This window comes from Aurantimonas manganoxydans SI85-9A1 (assembly GCF_000153465.1).
GTDB classification, from domain to species: domain Bacteria; phylum Pseudomonadota; class Alphaproteobacteria; order Rhizobiales; family Rhizobiaceae; genus Aurantimonas; species Aurantimonas manganoxydans.
Genome location: NZ_CH672387.1, coordinates 495584 through 508838, shown reverse-complemented (window position 1 = coordinate 508838; position 13255 = coordinate 495584). Strand labels below are relative to the sequence as shown.

Sequence of the window (13255 nt, the reverse complement as noted above, 5' to 3'; positions counted from 1 at the left end):
GCGGAGACATCCATGAACCGCATGGAGAACGGCGGCGAGGCGAAGCTGCGCTACGGCACGCCCGATTTTCAGGTCGTGCGGCCCGGCGCCTATGTGCGCTGCGCCGTGACCGGCGAGGCGATCCCTCTCGACCTGTTGCGCTACTGGAGCGTCGAGCGCCAGGAAGCCTATGTCGACGGCGAGGCCTCGTTCCGCCGCGAAAAGGAAGTCGCCGGCAAGGGCTGAAGCGGCCGGCTCCCGCCGCTCAGCCGAATTTGCGCCGGCGGAAGGCGCGCCGCGTGTCGCGGATGATGCGGGCGCCGAGGCTCTGCGGCGCGAAGCCGAGCGCCACGTCGAGCACCTCGCATTCCTTCAGGAACAGCTGCATCGCGGCGGACCCGGTCGCCAGCCGTACCGCATCCTTGCGGGTCGTCACCATCTGCAGGCCTTCGCGCCAGGCCGAGGCCGACAATTCGTCCATGTCGTCGCTGGAAAAGACGTGGTGGTCGGGAAAGTCGCGGCTCTCGACGATCTCGGCGCCGAGCGCGGTCAGGCTGGCGTAGAATTTCGCCGGATCGGCGATGCCGGCGAAGGCCAGCACCCGCAGCCCGGCGAAACGGGCGCCGTTCTCCGGCTCCAGCGCCGCCTCGAAGATCGGCTTGTTGCCCCGCGCCGTCTGCCGGATCACGGCGTCGCCGGCGTCGCCCTCGCCGATCACCAGCAGCGCGTCGGCATAGCGGATCTGGTCGATGATCGGCGCGCGCACCGGCCCGGCCGGCACCACTGCGCCATTGCCCAGACCGCGCCGCGCATCCACCGCGATCAGCGCGAAATCGATCGCCAGCCGGGCGCTCTGGAAGCCGTCGTCCATGATGATGAAGTCGACGCCGCGCTCGGCGAGCAGCTTCTGCGCGGCCTGCCGGCGGTTCACCGCGACGCAGGTCGGCGCGACGCTGGCCAGGAGCAGCGGCTCGTCGCCGACCTCGGCCGCGCTGTGATGCGCCGGATCGACCAGTACCGCGCCGCGGCTGGCGCGCCCGTGGCCGCGCGACACGAAGCCGGGACGCAGCCCCTCGGCGAGCGCCGCGCGCCCGAGTGCCATCGCGGTCGGCGTCTTGCCGCCGCCGCCGACGGTGAAATTGCCGACGCACAGCACCGGCACGCCGACATCGGCGCGCTCGCCGTTCTCCAGATTGCGCCGGGCCACGCGCCCGTAGACCGCAGCCGCCGGTGCCAGCATCAGGCTCTGCCAGGCTTTCGGCCGCCACCAGAAGGGCGGCGTCTCGGCCCGCATCATCGCGGCGCCGCCGGACGGTTGCAGCGGTCGAGGCCGACCGACAGCTTCAGCGGATGCAGGAACGGCTGCAGCGCCTGCATGGTCCGCGGCAGCGCGCCGCGCATCTCCTCCACCGTCGTCGCCGAGGCCCGCTTCATGCGGGCGAGCGCGGCCGGATCGTCGAGGATCTGCGCAAGGCAGGCGGCCAGCGTGTCGCCGTCGCGCACGATCTTGGCACCGCCATTCTTCAACAGCCGCTGATAGGCGTCGCGGAAGTTCTGGACATAGCGGCCCGACAGGATCGCGGTGCCCAGCATCGCCGCCTCGAGCGGGTTCTGGCCGCCCTCGCCGGTCACCGACTTGCCGAGAAAGGCGATGTCGATGAGCCGCAGATAGAGCCCCATCTCGCCCATCGTGTCGCCGAGCAGGATATCGGTTTCCGCATCGGGAAGGTCGCCGCGACTGCGCCGCGCGACCTTGAGGCCGGCGCCGGTCAGTTCGGCCTCGATCTCGTCGCCGCGCGTGGTGTGGCGCGGTACGATGATGCTCAGAAGTCCGGGATGGCTTGCGGCCAGCTTGCGGTGCACCTCGCCGGCCAGCGTCTCCTCGCCTGCGTGGGTCGACAACGCGGCCCAGCGGCGCCTCTCGCCCAGCGCCGCGATCATCTCGTCCAGCGCCGCGCCGGGGCTTGGCGGCGGAGCGGTATCGGCCTTCAGATTGCCGGCCACCGAGACGGCCCGCGCGCCCAGGAGATGGAAGCGCTCGCCGTCCACATCCGACTGGGCGACCACATGCGCCAGTGTTTCCATCAGCGCCTCGGCCAGCCACGGCGCCGACTTCCAGCGCTTGAACGAGCGGTCCGAGAGGCGCGCATTGACCAGCACCTGCGGAATGCGCCGCCGGTTCAGCTCCATCAGCGTCGTCGGCCAGATCTCGCTCTCCGCCACGATCGCCACGTCCGGGCACCAATGGTCGAGAAAGCGATGGATGGAGGGGCCGAGATCGAGCGGCACATATTGATGGATGACGCAGTCGCCGAGCCGTTCGGCGACCAGCGTCGCCGAGGTCATCGTGCCGGTGGTCATCAGGACGGAGATGCCGTCCGCGGCGATCGCCCGCACCAGCGGCGTGACCGCGGCGCTTTCGCCGACGCTCGCCGCATGCACCCAGACCAGCGGCCCGGCCGGGCGCTCGACGCTGGCATGGCCGTAGCGTTCGCGGCGGCGCAAGGGGTCTTCCTTGCCCCGCGATGTGCGGTAGCCGACATAGGGGCCGAGCAGCGGATAGACGAGCGTGCCGGCCGCCCGGTAGGAGGCGAGTGCGGCGCGTGCCAGGAAATCGCTCACGCAACCCTCCCGACCAGCCGCTCGGCCGCGACATTCGCCGCCTCGATCGCCAGCGTGATCTCGCGCCGCTTGGCCTCCATCTCCTCCGCGTCGGCATCGGCCGCCACATGGATCGGATCGCCGACCACCACCGCGATGCGGCCGAAGGGCAGCGGCACCGTCGTCTTGTCCCAGGAACTCTCGACCACGTAGCGCCGGCTGGTGACCGCCGCGGACGGCAGGACCGGACGGCCGGAAATCCGCGCCAGCGTCACGATGCCGAGCCCGGCGTCGCGCGGCACGCCCTTCGGCACGTCGGCGATCATGCAGACGCCGAATCCGCGGGCGAGATAGCGGCGCAACGCGATCAGCGCCCTGGCCCCGCCCTTCTGGGCGCGCACCGGCCCGGCACGGCCGCCCGAGCCGCGCACCGTTTCGATGCCGAAGCGCGCGACCACGGCGGCGTTCATCTCCGCGTCTGCATTGCGCGACAGGAGCGCGACATAGGGCAGTTCGGCCGGCCGGAAGAACGGCGCCAGGAGATGCTGCCCGTGCCACAGGCCGACGATGGCCGGATGCTCGGCGGTCAGCCGGGCCCGCCAGTCGGTCGAACCGGGGGCTTCCCTCTGGGTCGCATGGACGAGACGCAGGCCGCCATAGATCGCGCTGCCGCCGACCGCCATGGTCGCCGGGCTGCGGAGCAGGCGCCGGACGCGCTTGCGCCACGCGCCCAGGGTCCCCCGCGGGCGTTTCGGCGGAGCGCCGTCCTCGCCGGTTCGAGCCTGTGCCATCAATTCATCCGACATCGACGTCAGCCCGACCGCCTGTCCGGGGACAGACCGATCTCACTGCTTGTCCGGGTCCATCAGCCGGTGCATGTGGACGATGAAATACCGCATGGCGGCATTGTCCACGGTCTGCTGCGCCTTCGACCGCCAGGCGGCCAGGGCCGAGGCGTAGTCGGGAAAGATGCCGACGATGTCGAGATTGTCGAGGTCCTTGAAATCGACGCTCTGGAGATCGTCCAGTTCGCCACCGAAGACCAGGTGAAGAAGCTGCTTGGGTTTCTGCTCTTCCATCATGTCCTCTTTCGTCCTGCACCGCGCCGCGCGCGGCGCAGACTGGGGTGTTGTTACCGGGTGCAGCCTTGTCCTGCACCAAAATACCGTCCGCTCCAAGGCGACGGCGCCGTTCAGTCGGGAACGGCCTCGGCAAGCCTTCGCAGCCGCGGCATCGCCGCCAGCGAGGCGGCCATCAGGATCTCGTGCCGGCGCCCCTCGCTGCGATAGACGGTCGGCAGGCCGGCCCGGCCGCACAGGAGGCCACCGGCCCGCTCGATCAGGAGATCGGCGGCGGCGATGTCCCAGTCGCTGGCGCGCGGCCGGATCAGCGTGCCGTCGAGCCGCCCGCACGCCACCAGCGCCAGCCGGTAGGCCAGCGACGGCACGGCCTTCTCGCTGGTGAAGGCTTCGCCATCGGACGCCTCGACGCGCTTGCGCATGGCATCGGGCATCGCCAGCCGCATCCGGTCGCCCGGCCCCGGTTCGGCGACGGCGCAAGGGGCCCCGTTCATCAGCGGCGTTCCGTCGGCGGTCACCTCGAAGATCTCGCCCATCGACGGAGCGGCGATCACGCCGACCACCGGACGGCCATTCTCGACCACGGCGATCGACACGCACCAGGTATCCTCGCCGCGCAGATAGGCCCGCGTGCCGTCGATCGGATCGACCACGAAGAAGCGGCTGCCTGTGCCCGTCCGCGCGTCGCCCGGCTGCATCTCCTCCGACACCCAGCCATAGTCCGGACGGGCGCCCACCAGCGTGTTGCGCAGCATCAGGTCGACGGCGAAGTCCGCCTCGCTGACCGGGGAGTTGCCCTCCTTCCACCAGACCTTGGGGTCGCGGCGAAAGAAGCCGAGCGCGATCTCGCCGGCCTCGACGGCCGCCGCCTTCACCAGTTCCAGATCGGCCTGGTAGCCGGACAAGATCACGCGCCCGCCACGGTCATGGAGCCGATCCGCAGGGTCGGCACTACGGTGGAGAACCGTTCGTCGAGATCGTCGGCCGCCGTCAGCGAGGCCAGCATGTCGGTGAGGTTGCCGGCGATGGTCAGCTCGGACACCGGCGTGGTCAGCTCGCCATTCTCGATCAGATAGCCCGAGGCGCCGCAGCTGTAGTCGCCGGTCACCAGATTGGTGCCGTGGCCGATCAGCTCATCGATATAGAGCCCGGTGCCGGTCTCGCGGATCAGCGCCTCGCGCGACATCTGCCCGGGCGACAGGAGGACGTTGCTCGACGAGGGCGACACGCCGTTGCCGCCGCGCGCCGCGCGGCCGTTGCTCGCAAGGCCCAGCTCCGTCGCGGTCGCCGTGTCGAGCAGCCAGTTGCGCAGGATGCCGTTCTCGACCAGCGCCATCGGTGCGCCGCGCACGCCCTCGCCGTCGAAGGGGCGCGAGCCGGGCCGCCGCGGCAGCAGCGGATTGTCGGTCAGCGTGAAGCTCTCCGGCAGGATCGCCTGCCCCATGCGGTCCTTCAGGAAGCTCGTGCCGCGGGCGATCGCAGCACCGTTGACCGCGGCCACGATGCTGCCGATCAGCCCCCGCGCGATCCGCGGATCGTAGAGGATCGGCATGCGACCGGTGGCCGCCGTGCCGGGGTTCAGGCGCCGCACGGTCCGCTCGCCGGCGCGCCGGCCAATGGCCTCGGGGTGCTCGATATCGGCGTAATGGATGCGGGAATCGAAATCATAGTCCCGCTGCATGCCGACGCCGGTGCCGGCGATGACGCTGATCGAGCGCGAGAAGCCCGAGCGCATGCGATGGCCGGCAAAGCCCGACGAGGTCGCCAGTACGAGACCGGCCGCCCCCGCCGAGACCGAGGCCCCGCCGGAATTGGTCACGCCGGCAACGCCGCGCGCCGCCTCTTCCATCGCCAGCGCCTCGTCGATCATCGCCGTCGTCGCCAGATCGGTGTCGTCGTAGAGATCGAGGCCGGGATCGTCACGGCCATCGGCCAGGCGGTCGGCATCGGCGAGCCGCGCGAAGGGATCCTCCGGCGAAACCTTCGCCATGGCGATCGCCCGTTCGACCAGCGGCTGCGGATCGCTGTAGATATCGCCCGAGACGGTGGCGACGCGCCGACCGACGAAGACGCGGAGCGACATGTCCTCGCTCTCGGAATTCTCCGTATCCTCGACTGCGCCAAGCCGGACCGAAACCGATCGCCCGAAGGAGCGGACCACCGCCACGTCGCAGGCGTCGGCCCCGGCCTTTCGTGCGGTCTCGATGAGCCGCTCGGCGACCGAAAGGAGCCGCGTGCTGTCGTCGTCCATGAACCTGCCTGCTGGTGTTCGTCACCGAACCATTTATTGTGCGATGCCATAGCCATCAAGGCGTCATTGCACGCGATTGCAGCCGGCCGCGCGTGCAGCAACCGGGAACGGGAGCTTCGGTGGAGCACACAACCTCGATCTTTCTGGAAGTCGTGCTGCTTCTGGGCGGCGGAATCGTCGCAGGCACGCTGTTCCAGCGCATCGGGCTCGGCACGGTTCTGGGCTATCTGTTTGCCGGCATTCTGCTCGGCCCGGTCTTCCGCGTCGTCGCCGATGGCGAGGAGATCCTGCATATCGGCGAACTCGGCGTCGTCTTCCTGCTGTTCATCATCGGACTGGAGCTGAAGGTCGGCCGCCTGTGGGCGATGCGGCGCCAGATCTTCGGCCTCGGCCTTGCCCAGGTGGTGCTGTCCGGCTTGGTGCTGGCGGGCGTCGCCTTCCTGTTCAACTTCGCCTGGCAGGCGAGCGTCCTGATCGGCTTCGGCCTCGCTCTCTCCTCCACCGCCTTCGGCCTGCAATTGCTCGACGAGGCCGGCGAGACCAACACCCGCCACGGCCAGTCGGCCTTTTCGATCCTCTTGTTCCAGGATCTGGCAGTGGTGCCGCTTCTGGCCGCGATCCCGTTCCTGGCGCCGGCCTCGGGCGACACGGCGATCGACCCGGTGGAAATCGCCATCTCGATCGGTGCGGTCGCGGCCCTGGTGGTGGGCGGGCGCTACCTGCTCAATCCGCTGTTCCGCCTCATGGCCACCTCCGGCGCCCGCGAGGTGATGCTCGGCGCCGCGCTCTTCGTGGTGCTGGGATCGGCCATGCTGATGGAGGCGGCCGGCTTCTCCATGGCCATGGGCGCTTTCATCGCCGGCGTGCTCCTGGCCGAATCCACCTATCGCCACGAGCTCGAAGCCAATATCGAGCCGTTCCGCGGCCTGCTGCTGGGCCTGTTCTTCATGGGGGTCGGGCTGTCGCTCGATCTGGCCGTCGTCATGCGCGACTGGCTGGCGATCCTCGCCCTGACGCCGGCGCTGATGCTGTGCAAGGCGGCGATCATCTATCTTCTGTCGCGGGCCTTCGGCGAAACCGGCAACACCGCCACACGCGTCTCAGGCCTGCTGGCCCAGGGCGGCGAGTTCGGCTTCGTGCTGTTCACCGCCGCCTCGGCGGGGCTGCTCATTTCCGAGGCGACAGCCTCCTTCCTCATCGCCATCGTGACCTTGTCGATGATGCTGACGCCGCTGACCACCTGGCTCGGACGCCGGCTCAGCGCCGAGGCGAATGGCGATGAGGAAGTGCTGGACGAGGATTTCGCCGGCGCCGGCGCCTCGGTGCTGATGATCGGCTTCTCGCGCTTCGGGCAGATGACCGCGCAGGTGCTGCTGTCGAGCGGTACCGACGTGACCATCATCGATTCCTCGGCCGAGCGCATCCGCACGGCGGAGGCCTTCGGCTTCCGCATCTATTTCGGGTCGGGGCTGCGCAAGGACGTCCTGGAGGCGGCCGGCATCCGCAAGACGCGGCTGGTCGCCATCTGTACCAACAAGCGCGAGACCACCGACCGGATCGTCGACCTGATCCGCGCCGATTTTCCCAATGTCCGCCTCTATGTCCGCGCCTATGACCGCAGCCACGCTTTGTCGCTGCGCGCCCGCGGCGTCGATTACGAAATTCGCGAGACGGTGGAATCCGCCCTCGCCTTCGGGCGCGCCACGCTCGACGCACTGGGCATCGAGGACGAACTCGCCGACCGGATCACCGAGGATGTGCGCCGGCGCGACCTCGCCCGTCTCAAGCTGCAGGAGGCCGAGGGCTTCTACGCCGGCACCGACATGATCACGAACCGCGTCGTGACGCCCGAACCGCTGGTCAAGCCGCGCCCGGCCTTGAAGGACATCGAGCGCTCGCCGACCGATGACGACGCTGGCGCGAGCCCGGAGGACGGGGCGCCGATCAAGCGCCGCCGCGGCCGCCCCTTCGGCGGGCGCCGTCGCGACTTCGGCAAGGTCCAGTCGCGCTGACGCGCGACCGCCGAAGCCTCACCCGCCGACCCCGATCCTGCGAGGCATCGGGGAGCCGGAGCTCAGTCCGGCTTGGACAGCTCCGATTCCGACTTCATTACCCGGCTGCCATCCTCCTGCTCGATCATATAGGCGGGGTTGTCCGGGTCGGCATTGCGGGTGATCTCGCTGCCCTCGATCGTGCGCGTGACCTTTTCGGTGAAGGTGTCGCTGACCTTCCCGGTGCCGGTCCCGGTCCCCCAGTTCCATTCGACCCATTCGCCCTTGCGGTACTTGGCCATCGCTCGCCTCCTGTTGATCGGATAGGCGCGAAGCGATTTCGCGGCGGATGCGTTCCCGCAGGGCTTTGCGTCCGGGCCGGCCAAATCGCCGCAGACCGGGCGCGGAACCGGAGTCCGGAGGCCGCCGTTTGGAGACTCGTCCCGGCCCTTGAGGCCTTCCATCCATCGGCCCCGTCCATGAACCCTCGCCTTGCCTATCACGCCGAACAATTCGGCCTCGCCCTCACCGATCCGCACCGGTTCGAGGTTGAGCGCCGCAAATGCGGCAAGGGGTTCAAGATCTGCTTTTCCAACGGCGAGCCCATCGCCGACAAGCGCCTGCGCAAGCGGGTCAAGGCGCTCGCCATTCCCCCGGCCTGGACCGAGGTGAAGATCTGCATGGACGAGAGCGGCCACATCCAGGCGATCGGTCGCGACGAGAAGGGCCGGCTGCAATATCGCTATCACGACGAATGGGTGAATGTGCGCGACGCGGTGAAGACCGAGCGGCTGCTGCGGTTCGGCCATGCCCTGCCCCGGCTTCGCCGCCGCGTCGAGAAGGATATGCGCCGCCGCAAGCTCGACCGCCTCACCACCTCGGCGATCGCCACCCGGCTGATCGACCTGACGGCCATGCGGCCCGGTCACGAGAAATATGCCAGCGATGGCGGGCGCGGCGTCGCGTCCCTGCGCAAGGACAACCTGCGCATCGTCAAGAAGGCGGCGGTGCTGAAGTTCGTCGCCAAGTCCAACAAGCCGCAGCGCATCGAGATCGTCGACCGGCCGATGGTCAAGTCGCTGAAGCGGGTCCGCAAGGGCAAGGGCAAGGGCAAGCGCCTGTTCCGCTTCCCCGATGCGCGCAAGGAGCAACGCGAGCTGACCGCCAACCTCCTCAACGACTATCTGCACGATGCCGCCGACGCGCCGGTCTCGGCCAAGGACTTCCGCACCTTCCACGGTTCGGCCGAGGCCCTGCGCTATCTCGTCGAGGATGCCGGCGACAAGGTGAACACCAAGTCGAAGCGCAAGCGCGCCGTCGCAGCAGCCATGCGCTCGGTCTCCACGGTCCTGCGCAACACGCCGGCGGTTGCCCGTGCGTCCTATGTCCACCCGCAGATCGTCGCCGCCTTCGAGGCCGGCGAGTTGTCGCCCGAGCTTCTCAAGGGGCGCTGCCGCGAGGGTCTCACCCGCGTCGAGACCGGGCTGATGCGCTTCCTCGAACAGGCGGCGCGCAAGCCGGTCACGGCCGGGCAGAACGAGACGATGAACGAGGCGGCGGAAACGCCGCCTGAAACCGGTCGGCTGGATGAGCGGGTCCTCGAAGCCGCCGAGTAAGCAGCCCGATGACGGCGCGGCCTATCCGGCCTTGACCGACGTGACGCCGTGCTGGCGCCGGCCGCTGTTCTTGGAGGAGAGCAGCGCGTCGAGCGACCGCTTGGTCTCTTCCTTTACCGGCGCTGTCTCCGCGAGAATCTGCTTGGTACGCAGGAAATCCAGAACGCCGTAATGCGACACCGGCGGGCAGATCAGGAGGTCCGGCGGGTGCATGTGGACCTTGGTGTCGATGATCGACTGCATCATCAATTGCGAGGCGCCGAACAGCGCCTCCAGCGGCGTCGGCATGATGTCCGGCCCGCCCTTTGGCCCGCCATTGACGTCCACGGCGATGACCTTGTCCACCTTGCCCTGCAGCCGGTCGAAGGGCAGCGGGTTGAAGATGCCGCCATCGATCAGGACCCGCCCGTCGCGGCGCACCGGCCGGAACACCGCCGGCAAGGCCGCCGTCGCGGCCAGCGCGCTGAACAGTTCGCCGGTGTCGATCTCGCATTCCAGCTTGCCGTAGAAATCCGTGGTCATCACCCCGAGCGGGATCTTCAGTTCGCTGAAATGCAGCGGCAGGTCGAGCGGCAGGAAGGCCCGCACGACCCGCTCGGCATTGAGCTGGCCGAGGCGCAGCCCGCCATCGGCGAGGAATTCCTGGAAGCTGCCCGGCCGGGTGCGCCAGAGCCGCCCGAAGACGAGGCTCTTGCCGGCAAAGCAGTCGAGAACGAAGTCGCGGACGTCGCGGCCGCTCATGCCCGAGGCGCGACCGGCGCCCATGATGGCGCCGATCGACGAACCGACGATGCGATCCGGCACGAGCCCGAGTTCGTCGAAGGCTTCGAGCACGTGGATATGGGCCAGCCCCCGCGCGCCGCCGCCGCCGAGGGCGAGCCCGAGCGTCGTCACCGCCGTCAGGCTCCCGCGGGACCGACGGTGATGATCGTCGGCGGGGCCGACAGCAGCGCCCTGGCCTGCGCCTTGACGTCGTCGAGGGTGACCGCGTCGATCAGGTCCTGACGCCTGTCGATATAGTCGATGCCGAGATCGTCGAGCTGGATGCCCAGCAGCGTCGAGGCGATCGCCGCCGAGGAATCCAGATTGCGGATGGCATAGGCGCCTTTCACATAAGCCTTGGCCTTGGCCAGTTCCTCGGCCGTCGGGCCGTTTTCGGCGAGATCGGCAAGCTGCTCGCGGATGATCGCGATGCTTTCCTCGGCCTTTTCCGCCCGCGTCGCAGTACTGATTCCGAGCACCGCCGCATGGTCGTAGCTGGCCAGGAACGAGCCGGCGCCATAGGCGAGGCCGCGCTTCTCGCGGATTTCCTCGTAAAGGCGCGACGTGAAGGAGCCGCCGCCCAGGATATGGTTCATCAGATAGGCGGCGAAGAACTCGTCATCGTCCCGCATGACGCCCGGCAGGGCCATCTGGATCGTCGTCTGCGGCACCGCCAGATCGACGGCCTCGGTCTTGCCGAGGACCGGCTGGATATCGGCGACGGGCTTCAGCTCGGGTGTTTCGGGTAGCGCGCCGAAAACCTCGTCGAGCCGCTTGCCGAGTTCGTCCGGCGTGATGTCGCCGACGACGCCGACATAGAGATTGTCCTGCGCGAAGATGCGCGTCCTGAACGCTTTCAGGTCGGCCGCAGTGACAGTTTCCAGCGTCTCCAGCGTGCCGTCGGTCGGCCGCGCATAGGGATGATCGGCGAAGACCGTGCGGGAGAACGCCTTGCCGGCGAGCTCGCCGGGGTCGTTCTGCTCGGCGAGAATCCCCGCCATGATCTGGCCGCGGATCCGCGCCACCGGTTCCTCGTCGAAGCGCGGATCGTTGATCGATGCCTTCAGCAGCGCGAAGGCGTCGTCATTGACTTCGGTGATGGTCCGGAAGCTGCCCGAGAAATTGTCGAGGCTGGCGTCATAGCTCAGCGATACGCCGAGATCGTCGAGCCGTGCCTGGAATTCCTGACTGTCGATGTCGCCGGCCCCCTCGTCAAGGAGCCCGGACATCAGGTTCGCGGTGCCTTCCTTGCCGGGCTCGTCCTGGGTCGAGCCGCCGCCCTTGAAGGCGAAGTTCATCGCGATCAGCGGATTGGTGTGATCCTCGACCAGCAGCGCCTTGATGCCGCCCGGGCTGGTGACGGTCTGAATATCGACGGCTTCGGCGGTGCCGACCGATGCGAAGGACAGGCTGAACGAAAGGGCCAGGGCGGCGATCGTGCCACCGAGCGCGGGGACGAATGACTTCAACGGGAAATTCCTTCTGCGAAGGGGAAGATCAGGAGCGCGTGTCGGCGTCCGGCTGGGCCTCGGGCCTGAGATAGCCGGTGACCGAACGCTGCGGCCGCAGATACTTGCGGGCGACCGCATTGACGTCCTCGACGGTCACCGCCTCGATGCGCTCGGGCCATGCCTCCACATCCTCGATGGTGCGGCCGGTGGCCAGGGCCGCGGCATAGCGGCGGGCCATCGAGGTCTGGCTGTCGCGCAGATAGATCATGTTCTTGCGCACCCGGTTCTTGGCCCGGTCCAGTTCCGCCTCGGTGACACCCTCTTCGATCAGCGTCGCGATTTCCTCGTCGAGCGCCGCCTCGACGGCATCGAGGGAGGCGCCATCGCGCGGCGTGCCGTAGACCACGAACTGGGCCTCTTCCAGCGCGGTGCCGCCGTAATAGGTGCCGGTAGCGGCCGCCAGCGCCCGGTCGACGACCAGTCCGCGATAGAGGCGACTGGTGGTGCCACCGCCCAGAATGTCCGCCAGGATGTCCAGCGCCTCAGCCTCGCCGTTCTCGTCCGTCGTTTCCGACGGCACCAGATAGGCGGTCTGCAGCGACGGCTGGGTAACGCGCGGATCGGTCAGCGTGACGGTGCGCTCGGCCAGCGGCTCCGGCTCGACGGGACGGACCCGGTCGCCCGGATCGGCGCGCCGCTCCACCTTGCCGTAGGTCTCGGCGACGAGATCGCGGACCGTGGCAACATCGACGTCACCGGCGATCAAAAGGGTCGCGTTGTTCGGCGTGTAATATTTGTCGTAGAAGGCGATCGCGTCGTCGCGCGTCAGGCCCTCCATCTCCTGCCGCCAGCCGATCACCGGCGTGCCGTAGGGGCTGTTCTGGAAAAGCGCCGCCTGCACGGCTTCCGAGAGCTGCGAGCCCGGGTCGTTGTCGATCCGCATGCGGCGCTCCTCGAGGATGACGTCGCGCTCCGGCAGGACGGCCTCCTCGGAGAGAACGAGGTTCTCCATCCGGTCAGCTTCCATCTCCATCACCATTGCCAGCGCGTCGGCCGGCACCTGCTGGTAGTAGCCGGTATAGTCGGAGGTGGTGAAGGCGTTTTCCTGGCCGCCGATATCGGCGACGCGGCGCGAGAACTCGCCGGTGGGATGATTCTTGGTGCCCTTGAACATCAGGTGTTCGAGGAAATGCGCGATGCCGCTCTTGCCCGGCGCCTCGTCCGCCGATCCGACATTGTAATAGACCATCTGGGTGACGATCGGCGCGCGGTTGTCGGGCAGCACCACGACCTGCAGGCCGTTGTCGAGGGTGAAGGTGGTCAGATCCGGCCCGTTTTCACGCGCCGCGGTCTCGGGCGTCGTCGGCGCCGTGTCGGACGGTTCGGTCACCTCGGCCTGCGCCGGGGCCGGCTCTGTCTGGGCAGCGGCCGACAGGGTCAGGGGCAGCACGAAAGCGACGGCGAGCGCCGGCAGGCCGATGGGGCGGAAGTGATGCGTCATCGTTCGGTCTGATCCTCGTTATTG

13 protein-coding genes are annotated in these 13255 nt (G+C 68.6%); 3 read left to right on the top strand and 10 right to left on the bottom strand.

Translation table 11 applies throughout. From position 1 onward, the window contains the following. Window positions 1-12: 12 nt before the first annotated feature. Entirely contained in the window at window positions 13-225 is a 213-nt protein-coding gene (locus tag SI859A1_RS02610) for a DUF2093 domain-containing protein (RefSeq protein ID WP_040325093.1), read from the top strand. Between the two features lie 19 nt (window positions 226-244). On the opposite strand, the gene lpxK is transcribed toward SI859A1_RS02610, so the two are convergent. The 6 genes from lpxK to SI859A1_RS02580 form a co-directional block, all read right to left on the bottom strand. Further along, window positions 245-1273: a tetraacyldisaccharide 4'-kinase gene (gene lpxK / locus SI859A1_RS02605; RefSeq protein WP_040326196.1), complete on the bottom strand. Its 1029-nt coding sequence runs from the start codon at window positions 1271-1273 to the stop codon at window positions 245-247. Continuing rightward, entirely contained in the window at window positions 1273-2601 is a 1329-nt protein-coding gene (gene waaA / locus SI859A1_RS02600; RefSeq protein WP_009208315.1) for a lipid IV(A) 3-deoxy-D-manno-octulosonic acid transferase, read from the bottom strand. The genes lpxK and waaA overlap by 1 nt, the downstream gene beginning before the upstream one ends. After that, on the bottom strand, window positions 2598-3371 hold the full coding sequence (locus SI859A1_RS02595; RefSeq protein ID WP_244400880.1) for a lysophospholipid acyltransferase family protein: 774 nt from the start codon (window positions 3369-3371) through the stop codon (window positions 2598-2600). The genes waaA and SI859A1_RS02595 overlap by 4 nt, the downstream gene beginning before the upstream one ends. Before the next feature lie 54 nt (window positions 3372-3425). After that, entirely contained in the window at window positions 3426-3662 is a 237-nt protein-coding gene (locus SI859A1_RS02590) for a DUF4170 domain-containing protein (RefSeq protein WP_009208313.1), read from the bottom strand. Between the two features lie 110 nt (window positions 3663-3772). Continuing rightward, the gene (locus SI859A1_RS02585) at window positions 3773-4570 is read right to left on the bottom strand and encodes a 3'(2'),5'-bisphosphate nucleotidase CysQ (RefSeq protein WP_009208312.1); all 798 of its coding nucleotides are present in this window, start codon (window positions 4568-4570) and stop codon (window positions 3773-3775) included. Beyond that, window positions 4567-5910: a TldD/PmbA family protein gene (locus tag SI859A1_RS02580; protein ID WP_009208311.1), complete on the bottom strand. Its 1344-nt coding sequence runs from the start codon at window positions 5908-5910 to the stop codon at window positions 4567-4569. The genes SI859A1_RS02585 and SI859A1_RS02580 overlap by 4 nt, the downstream gene beginning before the upstream one ends. 119 nt (window positions 5911-6029) lie before the next feature. On the opposite strand from SI859A1_RS02580, the gene SI859A1_RS02575 reads away from it, so the two are divergent. Next, a complete protein-coding gene (locus SI859A1_RS02575; protein WP_009208310.1) occupies window positions 6030-7922 on the top strand; it encodes a monovalent cation:proton antiporter-2 (CPA2) family protein in 1893 nt (630 codons plus the stop codon). Between the two features lie 62 nt (window positions 7923-7984). On the opposite strand, the gene SI859A1_RS02570 is transcribed toward SI859A1_RS02575, so the two are convergent. Further along, window positions 7985-8203 carry a hypervirulence associated TUDOR domain-containing protein gene (locus SI859A1_RS02570; RefSeq protein ID WP_040325090.1) on the bottom strand — a complete coding sequence of 73 codons (219 nt, stop codon included), beginning with the start codon at window positions 8201-8203 and terminating at the stop codon, window positions 7985-7987. A gap of 177 nt (window positions 8204-8380) precedes the next feature. On the opposite strand from SI859A1_RS02570, the gene SI859A1_RS02565 reads away from it, so the two are divergent. Further along, window positions 8381-9517 carry a DNA topoisomerase IB gene (locus tag SI859A1_RS02565; protein WP_009208308.1) on the top strand — a complete coding sequence of 379 codons (1137 nt, stop codon included), beginning with the start codon at window positions 8381-8383 and terminating at the stop codon, window positions 9515-9517. Window positions 9518-9538: 21 nt separating this feature from the next. On the opposite strand, the gene SI859A1_RS02560 is transcribed toward SI859A1_RS02565, so the two are convergent. Genes SI859A1_RS02560 through SI859A1_RS02550 form a run of 3 tightly spaced genes read right to left on the bottom strand, consistent with a single transcriptional unit; the run spans window position 9539 to window position 13231 of the window. Then, the gene (locus SI859A1_RS02560; protein ID WP_009208307.1) at window positions 9539-10411 is read right to left on the bottom strand and encodes a patatin-like phospholipase family protein; all 873 of its coding nucleotides are present in this window, start codon (window positions 10409-10411) and stop codon (window positions 9539-9541) included. Window positions 10412-10416: 5 nt separating this feature from the next. Beyond that, complete coding sequence (locus tag SI859A1_RS02555; protein WP_009208306.1) at window positions 10417-11748, bottom strand: M16 family metallopeptidase; 1332 nt, start codon at window positions 11746-11748, stop codon at window positions 10417-10419. 28 nt (window positions 11749-11776) lie between these two features. Further along, window positions 11777-13231, bottom strand: coding sequence for a M16 family metallopeptidase (locus SI859A1_RS02550; RefSeq protein WP_009208305.1), 1455 nt, complete (start codon window positions 13229-13231; stop codon window positions 11777-11779). Between the last annotated feature and the right edge of the window lie 24 nt (window positions 13232-13255).

Excerpts from the sequence above, each read along its gene's own strand:
- SI859A1_RS02610 (WP_040325093.1), top strand. The coding sequence starts at position 13 with ATGAACCGCATGGAGAACGGCGGCGAGGCGAAGCTGCGCTACGGCACG.
- lpxK (WP_040326196.1), bottom strand. The coding sequence starts at position 1,273 with ATGCGGGCCGAGACGCCGCCCTTCTGGTGGCGGCCGAAAGCCTGGCAG.
- SI859A1_RS02595 (WP_244400880.1), bottom strand. The coding sequence starts at position 3,371 with ATGGCACAGGCTCGAACCGGCGAGGACGGCGCTCCGCCGAAACGCCCG.
- SI859A1_RS02590 (WP_009208313.1), bottom strand. The coding sequence starts at position 3,662 with ATGATGGAAGAGCAGAAACCCAAGCAGCTTCTTCACCTGGTCTTCGGT.
- SI859A1_RS02580 (WP_009208311.1), bottom strand. The coding sequence starts at position 5,910 with ATGGACGACGACAGCACGCGGCTCCTTTCGGTCGCCGAGCGGCTCATC.
- SI859A1_RS02570 (WP_040325090.1), bottom strand. The coding sequence starts at position 8,203 with ATGGCCAAGTACCGCAAGGGCGAATGGGTCGAATGGAACTGGGGGACC.
- SI859A1_RS02565 (WP_009208308.1), top strand. The coding sequence starts at position 8,381 with ATGAACCCTCGCCTTGCCTATCACGCCGAACAATTCGGCCTCGCCCTC.
- SI859A1_RS02550 (WP_009208305.1), bottom strand. The coding sequence starts at position 13,231 with ATGACGCATCACTTCCGCCCCATCGGCCTGCCGGCGCTCGCCGTCGCT.